This window comes from Thauera carbonicopians (assembly GCF_025699485.1).
In the GTDB taxonomy this organism is placed as follows: Bacteria; Pseudomonadota; Gammaproteobacteria; order Burkholderiales; family Rhodocyclaceae; genus Thauera.
Genome location: NZ_JANUXN010000014.1, coordinates 14771 through 35236, shown reverse-complemented (window position 1 = coordinate 35236; position 20466 = coordinate 14771). Strand labels below are relative to the sequence as shown.

General features: G+C 65.9%; 16 protein-coding genes and 1 tRNA gene. 16 read left to right on the top strand and 1 reads right to left on the bottom strand.

The window, feature by feature from the left end:
• Positions 1-10 precede the first annotated feature (10 nt).
• Both NX068_RS15785 and NX068_RS15780 read left to right on the top strand, forming a co-directional pair.
• A complete protein-coding gene (locus NX068_RS15785) occupies positions 11-586 on the top strand; it encodes a LemA family protein (RefSeq protein WP_263462211.1) in 576 nt (191 codons plus the stop codon).
• Between the two features lie 26 nt (positions 587-612).
• Entirely contained in the window at positions 613-1515 is a 903-nt protein-coding gene (locus NX068_RS15780; RefSeq protein WP_263462210.1) for a hypothetical protein, read from the top strand.
• Positions 1516-1551: 36 nt separating this feature from the next.
• Here NX068_RS15780 and NX068_RS15775 read toward each other — a convergent pair whose 3' ends face one another.
• Positions 1552-3486: an ATP-binding cassette domain-containing protein gene (locus tag NX068_RS15775; RefSeq protein WP_263462209.1), complete on the bottom strand. Its 1935-nt coding sequence runs from the start codon at positions 3484-3486 to the stop codon at positions 1552-1554.
• Positions 3487-3614: 128 nt separating this feature from the next.
• Between NX068_RS15775 and NX068_RS15770 the strand changes: the two genes are divergently transcribed.
• The 14 genes from NX068_RS15770 to NX068_RS15705 all read left to right on the top strand — a co-directional run bounded on the left by NX068_RS15770 (position 3615) and on the right by NX068_RS15705 (position 20446).
• On the top strand, positions 3615-5645 hold the full coding sequence (locus NX068_RS15770) for a site-specific recombinase (protein ID WP_263462208.1): 2031 nt from the start codon (positions 3615-3617) through the stop codon (positions 5643-5645).
• A gap of 17 nt (positions 5646-5662) precedes the next feature.
• A tRNA-Arg gene (locus NX068_RS15765) sits at positions 5663-5737 on the top strand.
• A 187-nt stretch (positions 5738-5924) separates the two neighbouring features.
• Positions 5925-7169, top strand: coding sequence for a tyrosine-type recombinase/integrase (locus tag NX068_RS15760; protein ID WP_263462207.1), 1245 nt, complete (start codon positions 5925-5927; stop codon positions 7167-7169).
• A 4-nt stretch (positions 7170-7173) separates the two neighbouring features.
• Positions 7174-8112, top strand: a complete 939-nt coding sequence (locus tag NX068_RS15755; protein ID WP_263462206.1) for a hypothetical protein — start codon at positions 7174-7176, stop codon at positions 8110-8112.
• Positions 8113-8192: 80 nt separating this feature from the next.
• Entirely contained in the window at positions 8193-8435 is a 243-nt protein-coding gene (locus NX068_RS15750; RefSeq protein ID WP_263462205.1) for a helix-turn-helix transcriptional regulator, read from the top strand.
• A gap of 10 nt (positions 8436-8445) precedes the next feature.
• Positions 8446-8712, top strand: coding sequence for a hypothetical protein (locus NX068_RS15745; RefSeq protein ID WP_263462204.1), 267 nt, complete (start codon positions 8446-8448; stop codon positions 8710-8712).
• A gap of 2 nt (positions 8713-8714) precedes the next feature.
• Positions 8715-9110: a hypothetical protein gene (locus tag NX068_RS15740; RefSeq protein WP_263462203.1), complete on the top strand. Its 396-nt coding sequence runs from the start codon at positions 8715-8717 to the stop codon at positions 9108-9110.
• Positions 9107-9442: a hypothetical protein gene (locus NX068_RS15735; protein ID WP_263462202.1), complete on the top strand. Its 336-nt coding sequence runs from the start codon at positions 9107-9109 to the stop codon at positions 9440-9442. The genes NX068_RS15740 and NX068_RS15735 overlap by 4 nt, the downstream gene beginning before the upstream one ends.
• Positions 9439-10287, top strand: coding sequence for a helix-turn-helix domain-containing protein (locus NX068_RS15730; RefSeq protein WP_263462201.1), 849 nt, complete (start codon positions 9439-9441; stop codon positions 10285-10287). Before NX068_RS15735 ends, NX068_RS15730 begins: the two co-directional genes overlap by 4 nt.
• Positions 10284-11675 (top strand): replicative DNA helicase, encoded by a 1392-nt coding sequence (gene dnaB / locus NX068_RS15725; RefSeq protein ID WP_263462200.1) that lies wholly within the window; start codon positions 10284-10286, stop codon positions 11673-11675. The genes NX068_RS15730 and dnaB overlap by 4 nt, the downstream gene beginning before the upstream one ends.
• A 123-nt stretch (positions 11676-11798) precedes the next feature.
• Entirely contained in the window at positions 11799-12401 is a 603-nt protein-coding gene (locus tag NX068_RS15720) for a hypothetical protein (protein WP_263462199.1), read from the top strand.
• Entirely contained in the window at positions 12398-12853 is a 456-nt protein-coding gene (locus tag NX068_RS15715) for a hypothetical protein (RefSeq protein WP_263462198.1), read from the top strand. Before NX068_RS15720 ends, NX068_RS15715 begins: the two co-directional genes overlap by 4 nt.
• Positions 12854-13142: 289 nt before the next feature.
• Entirely contained in the window at positions 13143-14393 is a 1251-nt protein-coding gene (locus NX068_RS15710) for a hypothetical protein (protein WP_263462197.1), read from the top strand.
• On the top strand, positions 14393-20446 hold the full coding sequence (locus NX068_RS15705) for a PLxRFG domain-containing protein (RefSeq protein ID WP_263462196.1): 6054 nt from the start codon (positions 14393-14395) through the stop codon (positions 20444-20446). Before NX068_RS15710 ends, NX068_RS15705 begins: the two co-directional genes overlap by 1 nt.
• Positions 20447-20466: the final 20 nt, after the last annotated feature.

Genomic DNA, 20466 nt, shown 5'->3' with positions numbered 1-20466 from the left:
AGTCGAACACATGAACACCTTCAGCGCACTGGTAATGGGCGTCCTCGCCCTCGGGCTGGTCTATGGCGTGCTCGCCTATAACGGGCTGGTCAATCTCAAGCACAACATTACCAAGGCCTGGGCCAACATCGACGTGCTGCTCAAGCAGCGCCACGACGAATTGCCCAAGCTCGTCGAGGTATGCCGCCAGTACAAGCAGTTCGAGCAGACCACGCTGGCGCGCGTCACCGAAGCCCGCGCGCGCGTGGCCGCGGCACGCGAAACGCACGATGTCGACGCCCTCGGGTCGGCGGAGAGCATGTTGCGCGCCGGCCTGGGCCAGATTTTCGCCGTTGCCGAAGCCTATCCGGAGCTGAAGGCAAACGAGCACTTCGCGCAGTTGCAAAGTCGCATCAGCACGCTCGAGAACGGCATTGCCGACCGGCGCGAGTGGTACAACGAGGCGATCAACCGGCATAACGTCCGCATCGAGCAGTTCCCGGACCTCATCGTCGCCCGCCTGTTCGCTTTCAGTGCCCAGCCCTTGCTGCAGTTCTCCGGCGCCGAAAAAGCCGACGTCGATCTGAAGGCGCTGTTCAAGGGCTGAACCGGCCAGACGCAGCAGATCCTTGCATGCTCGTTCGACTCATTCACAGTCGGCTGGACGCTGCGCTGCCGCTGCTCCAGATGGGCGCCGCCGCAGCTCTGTTCCAGGCCGATGGCAGATGGCACGCCACCGCGGCGCTGGCCTTTCTGGCCGCGACCGGCCTGTATGGCTGGGCGCGCTCGCTGCGGCATTCGCGGTTGATCGCCGATACACCGACATCGCGTATCGCCTCGGCGGCGCAAGGCTATGCCGAACTGCGCGGCAGGACCCGGCCGCTCGACGGCCGCCCTCTCCATTCGCCGGTGAACGGACTGCCGGTGCTGTGGTACCGCGTGCAGATCGAGCGCCGCCAGGCCAAGGGCGAATGGCAAATCGTCAGCACGGTCGAAAGCGACACCTCATTCCTGCTCGACGACGGCAGCGGCACATGTGCGATCGACCCCGAAGGCGCCGACATGCTGGTGCGGCGCCGGGATGTCAGCACGGTCGGCGACATGCGCTACACGCAATGGTCGCTGATCCGCCACGACACGGTGTATGCGCTGGGCGACTTCGCCACCCTCGGCGGAGCCTGCACGCATCTGGACAGCCGCACACAGATCCGCGAGCTGCTGGCCAGTTGGAAACGGGATCGCAAGACGCTGCTGCAACGCTTCGATCTCGACGGCAACGGCGAACTCGACCTGCGCGAATGGGCACTGGCCCGGCAAGCAGCCAAGCGCGAAGTCCAGCGCCAACGGCAGGAACTGATGGCCGCGCCCGAAGCGCATGTGATGCGCAAACCGGCGGACGGCCGGCTCTACCTGGTTTCGGATCTCGACCCGGACCGGATCGCGCGGCGCTACCGCTGGCTGGCGGCATTCCACGCCGCCGTGTTTCTCGGCGCCGTGGGCGCCTCGGCCTGGCTCCGCCAGACCGGCGACTTCTGACAGCGCCTGCGGCCCACCGCGTAGCGCACTCGATCGTCAGGATGCGGCACGTGATTCCAGTTCTTCCCAACGCAGCATGGCGACCTCGATCTCGGCTTCGAGCGCGTCGAGGCGGGCCTTGATCTGCGCCACTTCCTGCGGCGCCTGCTGGTACAGCGCGGGATCGGCCATGCGCGCATGCAGGGCCGTCTGCTCGTCCTCCAGCGCTGCGATCCGGTCCGGCAGCGCCTCCAGTTCGCGTTTGTCGTTGAAGGACATCTTCGCCGGGCGCTTGGCCGCCCCGCCCTCCGGCCTGGCTTCGGCTGCCCGCTGCTTGTCGGCAGTGGCAAGCGCCGCCCGTTTCGCGCTGTCGCGCCGGGCCTGCTCCTCCTCCCGCGCCGCCTGCACCCGCTGCCAGTCGGCATAACCGCCGGCATATTCGCCCCAGCGGCCGTCGCCTTCCGCAGCGATCACCTGAGTGACGACGTTGTCGAGGAAGGCGCGGTCGTGGCTGACGAGAAAGAGCGTGCCGTCGTAGCCGGCCAGCAGGTCCTCGAGCAGATCCAGCGTCTCGATGTCGAGATCGTTGGTCGGCTCGTCCAGCACCATGACGTTGGCCGGGCGGGCGAACAGCCGTGCCAGCAATAGACGGTTGCGCTCGCCGCCGGACAGCGACTTGACCGGGGAGCGCGCACGCTGCGGCGCGAACAGGAAGTCGCCGAGGTAGCCGATGACGTGCTTCTTCTCGCCGCCGATCTCGACGAAGTCGGAACCCGGGCTGATGACCTCGGTCAGCGGCAGCTCGGGATCGAGCTGCGCGCGCAACTGGTCGAAATAGGCCACGGTCTGGCGGGTGCCACGCCGCACCGTACCTTCGTCGGCTTCGATCTCGCCGAGGATCAGCTTGAGCAGGGTCGTCTTGCCCGCACCGTTGGCGCCGATGAAACCGATCCGGTCGCCGCGCATGATGCGGGTGGAGAAATCGCGCACCACCACACGATCGCCATACCGCTTCGAGACGTGTTCCAGCTCGGCCACCATCTGGCCGCTCTTTTCGCCGCGGTCGACGGCCAGGCTGACGTCGCCCAATCGGTCGCGGCGCACGGCGCGCTCGCGGCGCAAGGTTTCGAGACGGCGCACCCTGCCCTCGTTGCGCGTGCGCCTCGCCTCCACGCCCTTGCGGATCCAGACCTCTTCCTGCGCCAGGAACTTGTCGAAGCGCGCCGCGGCCTTTTCCTCGGCTTCCAGCTCTTCGGCCTTGCGCCGCTGGTAGTCGGCAAAGCGCCCCGGATAACTCGCCAGCCGGCCGCGATCGAGCTCGATGATGCGGGTCGCGATGCTGTCGAGAAACACGCGGTCGTGGGTGATGACGATGACCGCGCCGCGGAACTCGCGGATCAGGCCCTCGAGCCAGAGGATGCCGTCGAGATCGAGATGGTTGGTCGGCTCGTCGAGCAGCAGCAGATCCGGCTCGGCCACCAGCGCACGCGCCAGCGACACGCGCTTGACCCCGCCGCCCGACAGGCTGGAAACTTTGGCGCCCGCATCCAGTCCGAGCCGGGCGAGCATGTGCTCGACACGCTGGTTGAGACGCCAGCCGTCGGCTGCTTCGACCTCGTGCTGGAGCGTATCGAGCCTCGCCAATGCCTCGGGTGTCGCGTGCTCGGCCACCGCCATCATCGCGGCATGGTAGTCGACCAGCAGGCGGGCGGCGTTGCCCAGGCCGTCGGCCACGGTCGCAAACACGTCGCGCTCGAGATCGAAGTCGGCCTCCTGTGGCACATAGGCCGTCACCAGCCCGGTTTCACGCCACACGACGCCGTCGTCCAGCGCGGCCTGGCCGGCCACTGCCCGCAGCAAGCTGGACTTGCCCGAGCCGTTGCGCCCGATCAGCGCCACACGTTCACCGGCGTCGAGCTGGAAGGAAATCTTGTCGAGCAGGTCGACATGGCCGAAGGCAAGACTGGCGTTTTCTACGGACAACAGAGGCATGGCGTGAAATCGGCCGGGTCCCGGCCAGCAGCAGACAATCCCGGATTCTAGCCGCCCGCTCGCAGTTCGGGCACTTTGCCCGATAATGCAGCGCCGTCCGGCCGTGACCGCCATGCAGGAAACACTTGATGGAAGATATTCTTCAACGCTTTGCCAACACTGATGGAGATCCGGTTGCCCTGTGGGTAGCATTGGTCGACCGTCTACGGCCACGGCATGCAACCCAGATCGACAAGGCCACCGAAAATCTCCGCACCCTGACGCACTGCCTTGCTCGCCGGCCGGAACTGCTTGCCCAGGTACGCGCGGCGCTCATGCGGCTGTTTGCCGAGCGCAAGCAGGTGTCACTCTACGTCTCCTCCGGCCTGCTCCCCTCCACCGGCTTCTTCACCGAAACGGCGAACCGCATCTCGCACCGCCTGCTGCCCGAAGTACGCGACACGAGCTATCTCAAGGATCTGCTGTCGATCGTGTTCCACCGCAGCGACGACGAAATCTGGGTCAACGGCGTCAGCGACGAAGTCTGGCTGGATCTGATCGTGGTCCTGGTCGGCGATGAGCAGCCGATGGCCGAAGAGGATGCAGGCCCGCTGCCGCCGGCAGTGGGCGAGATTCTCGAATCGCTCCGGGTGCTGTCCTACCACGTGTCGGCCATCGGCCTGGACCCGGAGCTGGTTCGCATCGATCCGAACCTGGAGGAATACGAATCGCCCTTCCTGGCGCAGAACGCCGAACTGTTGGTGTATATCGACCACTACAGCGACTGGTGGACCACCCCCGGCGCGCTCGTCACCGACGATCTCCATCTGACCGTGATGCTAGGCCAGTGCGACGAAGTGCTGCAGCGGGTGCGCAAGCGCGCGACCAAGCTCGGTACCAGCCTGACACTGACCTTCAAGCTCGAGCGCTTGCGCCAGCACCTCGACCGCATCGACGAACTGGTGTCGATGCTGAACGAATTGCGCAAGCGCCGCATGCTGGCCGACGTCGCACCGCGTGCGGTAGGCCTGTTCAAGACCCTGGTGTGGGCGGAATGCCGCAAGAACAACCTGACCGACTACTGGAGCCAGAACGTCGAGATCCTGTCGCTGCGCATGACCGAAAGCGCCAGCAAGACCGGCGAGAAATACATCACCAGCACACGCAGCGAGTACTTCGGCATTCTTCGTTCGGCCATGCTCGGCGGCGTCATCATCGCCTTGATGGCGGGAATGAAGGTCGTGCTGGGCGCGCAAGGCCTGGCACCGCTGAACGCCGCCCTGGCCTTCTGCCTGAACTACGGGCTCGGCTTCGCCCTGATCCACATCCTTGGCGGCACCGTGGCCACCAAGCAGCCCGCGATGACCGCCAACGCCATCGCCGCCTCGATCGGTGAAGCGCGCGGCAGCACGCGCGACCTCGAGGCCCTTGCAGACCTGATCGCACGCACGGTTCGCAGCCAGCTTGCCGCGATCCTTGGCAACCTCGGCACCGCCATTCCGATGGCGATCCTGGTCGGCACGGCCATCCACTACGCGACGGGTGCGCATTTCGTCGATCCGGACAAGGCGCATCATCTGCTTGCAGAAATCGACCCGCGCAGCGGCGCGCTGTTCTTTGCCGCCGTCGCAGGCGTGTGCCTGTTCCTGTCGGGCCTGATCGCGGGCTACTACGACAATCTCTGCGCCTACTACCGTATACCGGAGCGCCTGCTGCAGTTGCGATGGCCACGTCACTTGCTCGGCGAGGCCCGGATGCAGCGAATCGCCGGCTACATCGAGAACAATCTGGGCGCCCTGGCCGGCAACTTTTTCTTCGGCTTCCTGCTGGGCGGCACGACCGCGCTGGGTGTGCTGTTCGGGCTGCCGCTCGACATCCGCCACATCGCCTTTTCCTCGGCCTACCTGGGCTACGCTTCGGCAGCGCTCGACTTCGCGCTGTCCTGGCAAATGGCAATGCTGGCGCTGTCCGGCGTGCTGCTGATCGGCCTGGTCAACCTGGTCGTCAGTTTCACGCTGACCCTGACCGTCGCCATGCGCGCCCGCCGCATCAGCTTCGCCCAGGGCCGCAGCCTGGGCCGGATGCTGCTGCAGCGCCTCGCTCGCCGCCCGCAGGACTTCCTGCTGCCGCCACTGCGCAAAACGACCGGCCCTCTTGGTGAGCCGCCGCCGAACGGCTAGAATGCGCGGTTCGTCGGCTCGTCATAGTTCAATGGATAGAACGGGCGCCTCCTAAGCGCCAGATCCAGGTTCGATTCCTGGTGACGGGACCACTTCAAAGCACCAAGCAGCACCCGGAAGCACCAGAAACCCGCGTAGCCACTGGCCTCGCGGGTTTTTTGTTGCACCCGTTTGCACCATACGGCACCATACCAATACCCGATTTTGGGGGGTATCTGTGGGGGTACATCGAGAACATACCCCCGTACCCCCAGAAAAATACCCCCACGAGGCACCGGTATGGCCCTGACCGACACCGCCATCAAGCAGGCAAAACCACAGGAAAAGCCCTACAAGCTCGCCGACGAGCGCGGCCTCTTCCTGCTCGTGCAGCCCGCCGGCTCGAAGCTCTGGCGCTTCAAGTACCGCTTCCAGGGAAAGGAGAAGCTGCTTGCGCTGGGCAAGTACCCCGAGGTGAGCCTGGCGGCGGCACGCAAGGCACTGGCGGCCGCACGCGAGCAACTGGCCGCCGGCGTCGATCCTGGCGCGGCCAAGAAGGAAGCGAAGCGCGCCGCCAAGGTCGCAGCGGAGAATTCGTTCGAGGCGGTCGCCCGGGCCTGGTGGAAGGGCTGGAAGACTGATCGCACGGAAGGCACCGCGAACGCAGCCATTCGGGCGCTCGAACTGCACGTCTTCCCGCACATTGGCGACAAGCCCATCACCGCCGTGCAGCCGGTCGAGATCCTGGAGCTGCTGCGCAAGGTCGAAGCCAAGGGCGCCACCGACATGCTCAAGCGCGTTCGCGCCCGCATCGGCGAAATCTACATCTACGCCATCGCCAATGGCCTCGCCAAGAGCAACCCCGCCGAAGGCCTGCACAAGGCGGTCAAGACGCACACGGAGCAGCGGCGCCCTGCCCTTCGCGCGGCCGATCTGCGCGAGTTCTTCATCCGCCTGGACGCCGTGCGCATCTCCCAACCGATCAAGCTGGCCATCCGCCTGCTGGTGCTGACCTTCGTCCGGCCGGGGGAGCTGCGCTGCGCCCAATGGCCCGAATTCGACCTCGAGGCCGGCGTATGGACCGTGCCGGCCGAACGCGACCGCAGCCGCGGACTCACTGGCATGAAGATGCGCGAGGAACACATCGTGCCGCTGTCCCGCCAGGCGGTGGAGATCCTGCGCGAGCTGCACGACCACTCCGGCGGCCGCGACCTGCTCTTCCCCAACCGCAACGGCCAAGGCCGCCCGATCAGCGACGGCACCATCAACAGCGCATTGCGCGCCATGGGCTACCAGGCGCAGGAAGTGACCGGCGCCGGCTTCCGCGCCACCGCCACCGGTGCGCTGCTGGAGCTGGGCTACCGGCCCGACGTCATCGACAAGCAACTCGCCCACCGCGAGCGCAAGCAAGTCTTCGCTGCATACAGTCATCACGCGCAGTTCATGGCCGAACGCAGGGCGATGATGCAGGCGTGGGCGGACTACCTGGATGCGCTGCAGGAGGGCGCGAGGATCATTCAGTTTCCCAGCGTGGTGAACGGGTAACGCTATGGATTTCCCCAAATGGGCGCCATCAGCCTTGGTCTGCGAATTCGAAAAACTCCGTCAGGAAGCAACACGGTCTAGACGCGAATTTGAATATCACTCCACCGGTCCGGGAAAGTGGCTTAATGAATTCTTCACCAATCACCCTCAGTGCTATTTGGATGAAGAAAGAACATACATCAAACTGGCTGCAATACTGAATAGATTGCTTTCTAATGAAAACATGCGCGAGATCTGGAGAAGAGTCAGCACCGACCACTCCAGCGCGGCCAGTACCGGGGACATGCCGATTTTACTGTGGCGCACGATCGCAAAAGCCTGCCTGGATTTTTCTCAACAAATCGCCTCAGCTCGGTCACCAGCCAATAAAAAAAGAGAGCTAGATAAAGTCATTCAAGCTACTCGAACACTTGCCAACGCGATCAAGACATCACCGCGAGCAATGGCTGTACAGCAAAATCTTATAGCTCACATATTGGGTGAGAAGGCGATTCTTCACCGAGAAATGCTAGACGATGAAATCGATATATCAGAACGCATGTACCCACCTCTTCCTCTGTCTTCCGATCTCGTCGAAGGTAGAAGAGCTGCCGACTCGTGGGGCTCTGCAAGACGTGACGCCCCCCTGATTGAGCGTCTGATCTTCTGGGCAGAGACGGCAGAGCGTACGTCTCTGCTCGAATTACTGGATCTGTTTGAAGAAGCCATCCAGGCGGAAAAAACAATCGATGACGAAATCAAGCAACCAGCCCGCGGGGGCCAATACTTCCGCCCATACCTGACCCGCCGACTCAGCGAGTTCATGAAGGAACATTACGGCAGTCCGCTGGATGACAGCGTGGCAGCGATTACCGGTGTATGCCTCAACATCCAAGGGCTGGACCGTGACTCAGTACGTCCCTACCGAAAATCCACCGGGAAGAAAACCAAGGAAACGCGGTAAAAACATCCCGTCCATAAATATGGCTCAGCCTGCATCGTTCGCCCCATGCCGCCCCGAGCGGCGTTACCTAGAGGCGAACAATGCAAACCCCTGCCACTCTCAAACCATCTGTTTCCCACTTCGACAACCTGCCAGCATCCGGCCTGGTAGATGACAAGACAGTAGCCGGCGTCCTTGGCTGCAGCCGCAATACCATCTGGCGCAAAGCGAAGGCCGGAGACCTCCCCTCCCCCGTAAAGGTCGGCCCTAAGACCACCCGCTGGCAGGTCGGCGCGATCCGTGAGTATCTCGCGAGCCTGACCGCTCAGCAGTCTGCTGCGTAAGGGGGAAGCGATGAGCCATTCCCTCAAAGACCTGGCTATCCAGGCCATCAAGTACGCCGAAGCGGCTGAACACACTGCGCGCTGCAAAGAGGCATTGCGTGACGCCTATCGGGAGTTCCGCCATCAGGCCAGCCCCGGGACGTACCTCGAAAAGAACTCCCCGCAGTGGGCGGCAATGATGGTTGCCACGGCGCCGGAATATCGCGAGCTGGAGAGCGCCAAGGCCCGCGAGCGCCGCGCCAGGGCCAAGCTGCTGCAGATGGCCAAGGGGGTGTAAGCATGGCGCCCCCCGAAAAAGACAACGCCCGCGGGCAGGCGGGCGAAGTCGGCAAAGCAAAGCGGAACGAGCACGTCGATTCTACCGCCCCTGGTGCTCAACGCAAAGGCTCAGCCACCACCACCACCATCCACGCCCCGGTATTCCCGAAGCCGAACAGCATTCGGGAATCGGCTCTGCTGGCACTGGTCGCCGGCCCCATTCGGCAGTCCGGTTTCAAACCTTCGTGGCGCCTGGCCGCGTACGTCCGCTTTCTGCGTGATGACGGCTGGGCAATCATCAGCCGCGAGGTGATCGAGAACGGACGCACCGTGGCCGAATACCTGCTCGACCTGCAGGACGGCCCGACACGCGCTGCCGCGGCCCTGTACCGGAAGGGCAGGAGGTGTGCAGCATGATGAACCGCACGCCCTACAGCGGCCCGCGTCGCCGCTCGAACGTACAGATCCACGGAGACCGTGACTTCGATCGTGTCGGCGGTGCTTACCCGGCCATGCCGGAACTGCGGAAGCAATTCCACGAGCCTGTCAGCTACTGGCACATCCGCGGCCCTTACCACCTCTCGATCCAGCTCGAAGCGCCAGCCGTCGTCTGGGGCAGGAACGGCCGTTGCTGGGCCTTTCTGCACGACTTCGACGACGAGTCCATGCTGCAGATCATGGCCGACTATCGGGATGCCACCGAAGACAGGCGCGGTGCGTCCGGGCGGCCGTTCGGAGCTCGCTCATGAACAGCGTGTTCAGCATCGTCCCGATCGAGGTGTGGCGTGACAAGCGCCTGACCCTGGAGCAGACCCGGGTGCTTGGTGTGCTGTTCTCGTTCAGGGGAAAGAACACGGACGTGGTGTGGCCGTCGCGAGGTGAAATCGCGGCGCGCTGCGGTATGCATCTCAGTAATATTTCCAGTGCGACCTCTGCGCTCGAACGGCTCGGATGGATATCGAAAGAGGGTAAGGGCGGACATTCGAAAGCCACCCGCTACACCATCACCGTCCCCGAATTTTTGGGCGATGAAACGGTAGCCGAACCGGCTACTGTTTCCGAATCTACTACCGTTGCCCCTTCGGCTACGGTTGCCCCTTCGGCTACGGTTGCCCCTTCGGCTACACGCTTGCCCGTAGCCCGTTCGGCTACCCCACCCGTAGCCTATTCGGCTACACGCAAAGAACAGACCAGTGAACATACCAATGAACAGACCAAGGTAAGTGAACACACTCCCCCGCCTGCGGCTTCGAAGTCGAAGAGGCAGCCCATCACCTTCGACACGTTCGCCGAACGCAAGAAGGCCGCCGGGGAAAAGCTCATCGCTGAAGACGATCCGATTTTCGGATGGGCAGAAGGCGCCGGCATTCCCGATGAGTGGTTGCACCTTGCCTGGATCGAGTTCGCAAACCGCTACCGGGGCAATGCGAAGCGGTATGCCGATTGGCCGCAGACCTTCCGCAACGCAGTGCGGAACAACTGGTACAAGCTCTGGCGCGCTGGCGGTGACGGCACCCTGACCCTGACGACGGAAGGCGAACTTGCCCGTCGCGCCGCCGAGGCGAATAGGCGCACCCACCGGGAGGCCGCATGAACGCCCCGATGATGCCGCCCCCGCCCATGCCCCCGCATTCGCTCGAAGCCGAACAAGGCCTGCTCGGTGCGATCCTGATGCACGGCTCCGCGGTGCTCGACCGCATCGAAGGCGCTGTCCGGCCGGCCGACTTCTACCGCGACGATCACCGCCGGATCTTCGCCGCCGCCAAGGCGCAGCACGATGCCGGCAAGCCGGTCGATGTGGTGACCGTCGCCGATGCGCTCACCGCCACCGGAGAAGCCGAGCGCACCGGCGGGCTGACCTACCTCGCCGAGCTCGCCAATGCCAGCCTGTCGGCAGCGAACGCGCGGCGCTACGCCGAGATCATCCGCCAGCGCTCGACGCTGCGCGGCCTGCAGCAACTGGCCACCGACCTGCAGAGCGCATGTGCAGCCGGCGACAGCCGCGACCCGGCCGAGATCGCCGCCGAACTCGAAGCCCGGATGCTGAAGCTGATCGACCGCAGCGAGAGCGATCCGGTGCGCCTGCACCACGCGATGCTTGAAGTGCTGCAGGACGTGGAAGACCGCCGGGGCCGTGGCGGGCAGATCGCCGGCCTGGCGACGGGCTTCCGCCGCCTGGACGAGATGACCGGCGGCTTCGAGCCCGGGCAACTCGTGATCGTGGCGGCGCGCCCCGGCGCCGGCAAGACGATCGCCGCCTGCAACATCGCTGCCCACGCCGCGGCAGCCGGAACACCGACGCTGTTCTGCACGCTGGAGATGACCCGCCGCGAGATCGCGGCCCGCATCCTGGCTGCACGCAGCCATGTGAGCGTGCAGGCAATGCGCGCCGGCACCAGCAACCACGACGACTGGGACCAGATGTCCGACGCCATCACCGCCTCGGCCGCCTGGCCGATGTTCGTCGATGACCGCCCGGCCGTGACCGTGCCCTACATCCGCGCGAAGGCCCGCCGCATCCAGCGCACCGAAGGGCTGGGGCTGATCGTCATCGACTACCTGCAGCTCATGCGCGGCACCGGCGACAACCGCACCCAGGAGGTCGGCAGCATCTCGCGCGGCCTGAAGGCGCTGGCGAAGGAACTGCGCGTGCCGGTGATCGCCCTGGCCCAGATCAACCGCGCCAGCGAGAACCGCCCGGACAAGCGTCCGACCCTGGCCGACCTCCGGGACTCGGGCGAGATCGAGCAGGACGCAGACATCGTGCTGATGCTCCACCGCGAAAGCCAGTACCGCGACGCCCCCGAATGGCGAGGCAAGGTCGAGCTGCTGCTGCGCAAGAACCGCAACGGCCCGACCGGTGACTGTCTGCTCGAGATCGACGGCGCGCTGATGCGCTTCACCGACTACGACGGTGTGTCGCCGCGCGAGAGCGGAAGCGCCCAGAACCAGCCGACCCGACATAAAGGGTTTGAGGCATGAACGCAAAGGTCGCCGGGAACATGCCTGCCGGGCCGTAGGTGCCGATGAAATCGACGCATACCGCACCACCCAAAACCCGCTACAGGCCCGATTTTGAATCCATCGAATCACAAGGAATTGACCATGACTCACCACACCTGCAACGAAGCTCCGCCCCCGGTCTGGATCGGCGACAAAGCCGCCCTGCTCACCCGCCTGATGGTCGCAACCGAATGCAATCCCAGCGAGGAAACCAACGCCCTGCTCGATCGCATCCTGGAGGCGATCACCGACAAACGCCCTGCCGGCTGGGAAATGGTCGAGGCACTGCGCACGCAAGCCGTCGCGCTGTACCGCACTGCGGAAGCGGCCATGGCCCTGCTCCCGGACGATGAACTGGCCCTGCTGATCGCCGAACACGACCAGCAGGAGAACGGCCCGGTGCCGGCCGGCGATCCAGCGGACGAGGTACGCAACCCGGTACGCAGCGAGGTACGCATGGAATCCAGCATCGATGAGCTCCACCTGATGGAGCTCGTCCGCCGCGCAGAAAGCGAGGGCATCCGCTACGAGGATCGCCATTTCCCCGCTCAGTTGATACGCCTCGACAAGAGCGGCCTGCTCACCGGCGAGGTTCGCCTGTTCGCCGCCCGGCTCATCGCCGAAATCATTGCCCGACTCTTCGAGTACTCGGATGCAACTCGATTCGTCGCCAGCCTGCATGCCAAACAGGAGCCGCGTGCATGAAATCCCAGACCTACGCCGCACAAAGCATTGCCGCTTCTGGCATCGCGATCATGGACTGGCGCATCGCCCTCGAGCTGCGCCCCGACCTATGGAGCAGTGCCCAGGACTGCCACATCAACTTCATCTCGGATCAGAAACTCGACGGCACGCATCGCCTCACGGCCACGCTGGAAGGCCATGGGAAGGTGCGCGTCTATGCCCGCTCGCTTGATCTGCTTGAGAAGCGCATCGAATGGATCGCTGGGCGCCGAGTCATCGAGCTGAAGCCGGCAGAGCTGGAACAGGCGCCGGCTCCAAAGCCGAGCGTTCTGCACACGCAAGCTGCCGATCAGGAAGCCGCTCGCATCGCGGACTTGCGCAAGATCGCTGCCCAAGAGCCGCCCGCCCATGACTGCAGTCTGCGCCGGGAAATCCTGGCCGCGCGTGCAGAGCTGAACAAATCCCACGCCTGACCACGACAAGGAGAATTACATGCTAGGCGACTACGAAGAACCCATGGATGACAAGCCTCGCAACGAGGCGGCCAGTTCAACGAAGCCGCGGTCGGTGCCCGGCGCGCCCGGGGTGCAACGGATGGGCAGCTCGTACAGCGCCGCCCCGGACGTAACACCCCAGCTCACCGCTCCCCCGCCCGGCAATTCCCACAGAATGGTCCTGCCCCAAACTCAGCTCAGCGCCCCGCCGCCTAGTAATTTCCGCAGAACGGTCCCGCCAAAGGAGGAACGATCGAGCTGGACGGGCGTGACCTACGGCCAGGTGACGTCCAGAGAGCCACAATTGCCGCGGTTCGCACGCTCCATTGAACCTGCGATTCCCGAGGCAGTGACGCGGCGATTCGGCGAACTTCAATCCCCCGGCATGGGGCTCAGAGTTCAAGGCCAGGATCTTGCCGAACCCGGCCGGGAGATGGGGGTAGCCAAATTCGCCAGGACCGTATCGCCCCCCTCGGCACAAGGGGCACAAGAACGCACCTTCGGTGCCGCCGGCGCGGCATCAGCCGGGCCAGCACAGGAAGTCGCAGGAAATTCGTTCAGCCATATGAGCCAGCAGCAACGCAACGATGCCGGCGACGCCTATCGGCAGGCGTGGCAGCAGGAAGCGCCCGGCGGCTTGCGTCGCGCCAACGGGCCAGCGCTCGACTACTACAACGCCGAGCAGCAGGTTCGCGGCACAGGCATCACCGCCCAACGCGGCGCCAATGGCGTGATGGAATTCTCCGGCGACGGCAGCAATGCGCTGCCGCAGAACTACACGCAAGGCGTCGACCTGAACCTCGCCAACGAACGCATGGCCAGGGCGAACGCGATTCGCGGCGAGACAACGGCGATCCGCGATGGGGCCAACTTCAATGCCGGCGGCGCACTGTCGCGCCAGGCGTCGCAGGACGAGACCACCCGCAGCCTGCTCACCGGCCCCAGCCGCAGCGGCCGGCAGGTGGCGGCACAGTTGATCGCCGGGCAGCAGCAGAACGCGCTGAATCAGCAGCGCATGGTTACCGACGCCGATCTATCCCGCCAGCGCCTCGGGCTCGACGCGCAACGCGTGGGCTTCGATCAACAACGCCTCGGCATGGACCAGGCCGAACACAGCGGAAAAATGACGGATGCCGCATTCGTTCGCCAAGCGCGGCAGGGACTACTCGACACGGCAGGATCCACCGATCAGACCGCGATCAGCCGAGCACGCGCACAGGCGATCGCCGCCGGCATCCTGAAGCCGGAGAGCGACGCCGAGCAGAAGGTCATCTACAACGAGGAAGCGCTTGATCCCGGTAACGCCATGGCCGGCACCCGCCGCGTACCGCTGGTGCTGAACCGCGACGGCACCGCGACTGTCGTTCAGCCGCGCACCGCCCCCAGGGGCTTGCCACAAGGCGTGAGCCGCGACGCCGCCCTCCAATCCGCCCGCCGGGCGATCGAGATGGGCTACGACCGCGATGCGGTGATGGCCCGCCTCGGTGAGTTCGGGCTGTCGTTCGGGGATCTGAAGTGATGAACGCCGACGACCTCTTTTCCGATCTGGCACCGGCCCGGCAGGCCTCGGGCGGCACCAGCGGGACGAGCAGCAGCAGTGCCGATTCGCTGTTCGCCGACCTCGCCCCGCCCGAGCCGAAGCGCAATGCCTTCGCCTACTCGAACGACTTCATGATCGACACCGCCAATGCGGCCGCCGGGCTGGCGAAAGCTGGCGTCGATCTGGTCGCGCCCGGCTCCGCACCGTCCAAGGCCATCGAGGGATTCATCGAGTCCGGGCATCAGTCGCAATCCGACTGGAAGAGGGCCCAGCGTGCCAACTTGAGCCGGAATCTCGCGAATGCGGATGGCGAGCTGGACAAGGCCGGCATCTACCTCAAGCACGCCATCACCGAAGACCCGATCGGCACCGCCGCGGAAGTGGCCGGCAACCTCGGCCCGTTCGGCGCCGTCGGCAAGGCGCTGCAGGGAACAAATGCCGCCGTACGCACCGGCACGACGATGGGCCTGGCCGGTGGCCTGTCGGCAGGTGAAGTGCGCGGCAACATCCACGAGAAGATCGACGGCACGCCCGATACCGAGCTGCAGGCATCGAGCCCCGAATATGCCCGCCTGCGGCAGACGATGAGCGAAGCTGACGCGAAGGCGCAGATCGGCAGCAGCTTCAGCCGGAACGCACCCGAGATTCTGGCCGCAGGTGCAATCGGCGCGGTCGGTGGCAAGTACGGTCTGGAAGGCATGGCGGCGCGCGTGGCACCGGCCCGTGGCCGCCTCGCGAATGCCGCCATCGGCGTGGCGGACGAAGCCACCCAGGGCGCGGTCGAGCAGTTGGCCTCGAACGTCGGTATCCGCCGCGCCCTGCCCGATCAGCGCCTGCTGGAAGACGTGGCCCTGAATGCCGCGGCCGAAGGCATCCTCGGTCTGGGGGGTGCGGTCGTGGGGCCGACCCGGGGCGCACGCGCTACCCAGCCCGATGGGGGCATCTTCGACGTTGAGGCGGCACGCGCGCCCACCGGACAGGCGACACAGCAGGATAGGCAGGCGAACACTGCGCCGGCTGTTGCCCCGGATGGCGCGGGCCAGGCCACCATCGAGGGTGTCCATACGATGGACACTCCGCAGGCGCCCACTCCCGACACCCCCGCCCCGCTACCGTCCGAACTGATGGGCCTCGATCCGAACGCCGGTCCGATGTCCGCTGCGGCGGCGCTGGCCGTGGATAGCGGCGCAGCGCTCCCAGCCGAAGCGCCGATGGCAGCCGGCCCGATGTCACAGGCCGCCGCCATCGAGACCGACAGCGAAGGCGGCGATACCGATATGCTGCCGTCGCCCGACTTCGGCGAGTTCGCGGCCTTCACACAACAGCAAGCCCCCATCCCGCTGGAGAATGCCCAGCGCCTGGCCGGATGGATGAGCGAGGACGGCAGCGCGGTGATGGTGGTGCCGAACGCCGACGGCACGGGCTTCGGGATCGCACCGGCCGAATCCCTGACCTCTGAGCAGCGCGCCGCCGTCGCACGTTTCCAGCCGCAAAGCCCGGACACCGGATGGGGTTGGGCGGATACCGCGCCGCAGCCGGCTGTGGAAACGACCGCCACGCAGACACAAAGCGCGCTGCCCGACGTGTCCGGACGCACCGCCGACCAACTGCAGTACTTGGCAAGCAACGGGCAAGCCGGCTGGAAGGAAGCCGCACAGGCCGAACTGACACGCCGCGCAACAGCATCCGGCAGCGGTGACACCCTGACCGCGGCCGCCTCAAGCACGCAGCAGACGCCGGCAGAACTGAGCACCACAGCCGCCGGCGAGTTGTGGGCCACGATGGCCCCGGCCGAACGCCAGGCGGTGGCAAACCTCGCCGGCCTGAACCCGGTGCAGCGCGGCAACGTGCCGGCCCGACCCTGGCGGCAGTTGAGCGGCGAGCTGCAGAACCGGCTGACGCAGGCGATGCAGGCCAATCCGCAGCCAGCGGCAGCGAATCAGACGGTCCACACCTCGCCGGCCGCGCGCTGGAATGCGATGCCTGCGGAACAGCGCCAGCAGATCGCCGCCCGCGCCGGCTGGGCAACGAAGGCCGGCGCCCCGAACGTGATCGCGAAGCGCCACGCGGGAAAGACCTGGCAGGAACTGGACGATTTCATCCGCGGCAAGCTGTCCGCGGCCCTGCCCGCTGAAAGCCCGGCAACTGCACCGGCGACTGCACAGGCGCCCGCCCCCCGCTTCCAGGTCCTGCGCCCGGACGGCTCGCTCTTCGGCCAGTACTCCCATCGCCCGGATGCCGAAGGTGCCCTCTGGCGCGCTGGCGCGAATGCCCGACTCATCGACACAACCACCGCGCCGGAAGCAGCCACCCCGCGACAGGAGGCCACGAATGCCACGCCCGACCCTTACCCCCACATCGACACCCGCCCCGACACCACCGACGCCCAGCGCAGCACCGGACGCTCTGCACTCGCAGACCTTCAGCGACGGATCATCGGTGCAAGTGCTGCCCGGCGCCGTGGTCCTGACGGAAGCCAGCCCACCGTACTCGGCTCCGCACTCTACGAAGGATTCACCGCCGGACGCGCCAACCAGCTGACCGGCCTGCGCATCGACGGCCCGGCCGACCTGGCCAGCCTGGCACAGGTGTATCGCGATCCCCGCTTCGAGACCTTCCGCACCTTCTTCGTGAAGGACGGCCGCATCGTCGGCGAGACCGGGGTAACGTCGCGCATGCCCGCCGCCGTGGCACTGCCGCCGGTCGATGTGTTCGATGACAGCCTGCGCGAGAACATGGCGCGCTTCGGCGCTGATGGCTTCTACATCCTGCACAACCACCCGAGCGGCCACGCGGCGCCATCCGGGGCCGACATCAGCATCACCACCCGGCTGGCAGAGACGCACCCCGAGGCCTTCCGGGGCCACGTCGTGATCGACCACAACGAGTATTCGGTGATCGACGCGCGCGGCCGTGCCGAGACCATCAAGGCGCCGGAGCTGGCGGGCATCGACTTCAAGAGCCGCCCCGAGCTCGAGCACGAACTGCTCGGCGTGAAGCTGTCGCGCCCGAAGGACGTGGCGATGATGGGGAAGATCCTGCAGGTCCAGAACGGCCACGCCACCATCATCACCACCGATCGGCGTCTGCGTGTGCAATTGCTGGTCGACCTGCCGGCGGCGCTGCTGAAGGATCGCAGCAAGGTCGGGATCGCACGCCTGAAGGCGGTGGTCCGCCGGGCCGCACGAGAAACCGGCAGCGGCGGCAGCCGCTTCCTGGTGCTGCCCGAGAACGGCCATGCGGCGCATTTCGACTTCCTGATGCGCGAGGGCATCTTCAAGGACGTGGTGCAGGCCGACGGGCTGGCGCTGTCGGAATCCGGCGTCGAGGCCGCGCGCGACTTCATGGACAGCGGCCTGCGCTCCATCGCCATGCGCGAAGAGGCATCGCCCTACACCGCCACCGACAGCGCGCCGCCTCCGCAACGGCTCACCGTGGGCGAATGGCTTGCCCATGCCCTGCGCTCGAACCGCGGCTGGGCGATGGGGGCGCTGACCCGCGACCAGATCACCGACATCTGGGGTGATGCGATGCCGGGCGTGAAGCGCTTCGACGACGTCGTGCGGCAGATGGACACCGTGCGCCAGCGCACCGCCGAACGCGCGGACAACCTGATCGAGCAGTGGCGGCAGTTGCCCTCGGAAGTCTCCGACCGCATGTCCGACCTGATGCACCGCGCTACCCTGGCGCAGTTCGATCCGGATGCCCAGCGGCAGGGCGGCGAGTTCAATGCCGAGCAGGCCGAGATGATGCGGCTGTGGGACAGCCTGCCCAACACCGCGAAGGACATCTATCGCGAGGTGCGCGACACCTACCGCGACACGCTGAGCTCGATCCGCGACGGCCTGGCGAACCGGGCCGAGATGGCCGGCACGAACGGCGCCCGGGTGGCGGCGCAGATTCGCCTCGAGTTCGACAACTACCTGAAGGACGGGCCGTACTTCCCGCTGGCCCGCTTCGGCGACCTGGTGCTGATCGCCGACAAGGGCAAGGAGCGCATGGTCGAGACCTTCGAATCCAGCGCCAGGCGCGAGATGCGCATGCGCCAGCTGCGCGCCACCGGCTGGACGGTGAAGGCCACCCACAAGGCGCAGTACTCCGCCACGCGCGACGGTGCGGCCGGACAGTTCGTCGGCGACGTGCTGGAGCGGATCAACGCCCTGGACCTGCCTGCGGCCGAGAAAGCCAACCTGATGGACAACCTGAACCAGTTGGCCATCGGCACGCTGCCGGATTCGAGCTACCGCCGGCACTTCCGCCACCGCAAGGGCGTACCGGGCTTCAGTTCGGATGCGATGCGCGCCTTCGCGGCCAGCATGCAGCACGCCGGCCACCACATCGCCAAGATCCAGCACGCACACGAGCTCTCGCTGCTGATCGACGAGATGCAGAAGGATATCCGCGAAGCGGGCGGCGACACGACCGAACAGCAGCAGGTGGTCAATGAACTGACGCGCCGGCTCGATCTGCTGCTGAACCCGAACACGCATCCGGTCGCCGCCGCGGCCGGCCAGGTGGGCTTCGTGATGTCGCTGGGCGGCTCGATCGCCAGCGGCTTGGTGAATCTGACGCAGACGCCGTTCGTGACCCTGCCCTGGCTGGGTGCCCGCTACGGCTTCGGCAAGGCCAGCGCGGCGATGACGAAGGCGAGCAAGGACTACTTCGGCGGCAGGTGGGAGAAGTGGTCCGGCTTCGTCATGCAAGGCAACCCGAATCTCTCGGCCGACGAGCAGAAGGCGATCCGCGAGCTGGAGAACATGGGGCTCATCAACCTGACGCAGGCGCAGGACTTGGCCGGTACCGCCAACACCGACAGCACGGTGAGCAAGCGCGCCTTCGCGATCAACCGGGCGATGAAGATCGTCGGCTGGACCTTCCATGTTCCCGAGGTCTTCAACCGGCAGGTATCGGCCCTGGCGACCTATCGGCTGGCCCGCGACAAGGGGCAGGCCCATGCCGATGCAGTCGAGGCAGCGCGCAATGCCCTGATCCGCACGCACTTCGATTACTCGGCATCGAACCGCGCCCGCTTCATGCAGGGCAACTTCACCCGCGTCATCACGATGTTCAAGCAGTACAGCCAGCAGATGACCTACCTGCTGTGGCGCAACGCCTACCAGGCGCTCAAGGGCGAGAGCCCGCAGGTGAAGCGCGAGGCCCGGCGCATGCTGCTCGGGGTGGCGGCGATGCACTTCACCGCGGCCGGCACGTTGGGGCTGCCGCTGGGCATCTTCGGCATCACGCCGCTGCTGTCCCTGCTGGCGCTGGGCATGGGCGACGAGGACGATCCGTGGGAGTGGGAGACCGAGTACCGGAAGATGCTGGCCGACGTGTTTGGCGTGAAGGTGGGAGAAGCCATCGCCCACGGCCCGATGCGCATGCTGCTCAACGTCGATATGGCCTCTCGCGTGGGGCTGGGCGATCTGTGGCTGCGGGCGCCGAACAAGGAAGCCGAGGGCCGCGATCTGGTCGAGGCCTGGATGCTGACGCTGCTCGGGCCGGTGGCAGGCTACGCCGGGCAGATGGGCACGGCGATGCAGGCCTTCGAGGAAGGCAAGTTCGCCCGGGGTGTGGAGTCGATGATGCCGAAGTTCATCAGCGCTCCGCTCAAGGCCTACCGCTTCAGCGATGAAGGCGTGCGCTCGTGGCGCGGCGACGATCTGGGCATCGATCTGACGCCGGCGGAGATCGTGGGTACGGCCATGGGCTTCCAGCCGTCACGGATGGCCGAGATGTACGAGGGCCGTGCCGCGGTGAAGGGGCGGGAGGCCAGGCTGCAGGCCCGGCGCTCGGAGATCCTGAACATGTGGGTGGCCGCCACGATGGCGGGCGACCGGGAGACGCAGCAAGAGGCCATCACCCTGGCCCAGCGCTTCAGCCGCCAGAACCCCGCCTTCGCCTTCAACGCCCTGTCCTTCCAGCAGGCCTACCGGACCAAGCTGCGCAACGCCGCGCAGATCAGGGACGGCATCTTCCTGTCACCCAAGCGCGAAGGGCTGCGCGAGGAAGGGGCGTTCGCGAACCTCGAATAACCACAGATGAATGCATGACG

What these genes read in the sequence shown, in the direction of transcription:
- NX068_RS15785 (WP_263462211.1), top strand. Translation starts at nt 11, where the DNA reads ATGAACACCTTCAGCGCACTGGTAATGGGCGTCCTCGCCCTCGGGCTG.
- NX068_RS15780 (WP_263462210.1), top strand. Translation starts at nt 613, where the DNA reads ATGCTCGTTCGACTCATTCACAGTCGGCTGGACGCTGCGCTGCCGCTG.
- NX068_RS15775 (WP_263462209.1), bottom strand. Translation starts at nt 3,486, where the DNA reads ATGCCTCTGTTGTCCGTAGAAAACGCCAGTCTTGCCTTCGGCCATGTC.
- NX068_RS15770 (WP_263462208.1), top strand. Translation starts at nt 3,615, where the DNA reads ATGGAAGATATTCTTCAACGCTTTGCCAACACTGATGGAGATCCGGTT.
- NX068_RS15760 (WP_263462207.1), top strand. Translation starts at nt 5,925, where the DNA reads ATGGCCCTGACCGACACCGCCATCAAGCAGGCAAAACCACAGGAAAAG.
- NX068_RS15755 (WP_263462206.1), top strand. Translation starts at nt 7,174, where the DNA reads ATGGATTTCCCCAAATGGGCGCCATCAGCCTTGGTCTGCGAATTCGAA.
- NX068_RS15750 (WP_263462205.1), top strand. Translation starts at nt 8,193, where the DNA reads ATGCAAACCCCTGCCACTCTCAAACCATCTGTTTCCCACTTCGACAAC.
- NX068_RS15745 (WP_263462204.1), top strand. Translation starts at nt 8,446, where the DNA reads ATGAGCCATTCCCTCAAAGACCTGGCTATCCAGGCCATCAAGTACGCC.
- NX068_RS15740 (WP_263462203.1), top strand. Translation starts at nt 8,715, where the DNA reads ATGGCGCCCCCCGAAAAAGACAACGCCCGCGGGCAGGCGGGCGAAGTC.
- NX068_RS15735 (WP_263462202.1), top strand. Translation starts at nt 9,107, where the DNA reads ATGATGAACCGCACGCCCTACAGCGGCCCGCGTCGCCGCTCGAACGTA.
- NX068_RS15730 (WP_263462201.1), top strand. Translation starts at nt 9,439, where the DNA reads ATGAACAGCGTGTTCAGCATCGTCCCGATCGAGGTGTGGCGTGACAAG.
- dnaB (WP_263462200.1), top strand. Translation starts at nt 10,284, where the DNA reads ATGAACGCCCCGATGATGCCGCCCCCGCCCATGCCCCCGCATTCGCTC.
- NX068_RS15720 (WP_263462199.1), top strand. Translation starts at nt 11,799, where the DNA reads ATGACTCACCACACCTGCAACGAAGCTCCGCCCCCGGTCTGGATCGGC.
- NX068_RS15715 (WP_263462198.1), top strand. Translation starts at nt 12,398, where the DNA reads ATGAAATCCCAGACCTACGCCGCACAAAGCATTGCCGCTTCTGGCATC.
- NX068_RS15705 (WP_263462196.1), top strand. Translation starts at nt 14,393, where the DNA reads ATGAACGCCGACGACCTCTTTTCCGATCTGGCACCGGCCCGGCAGGCC.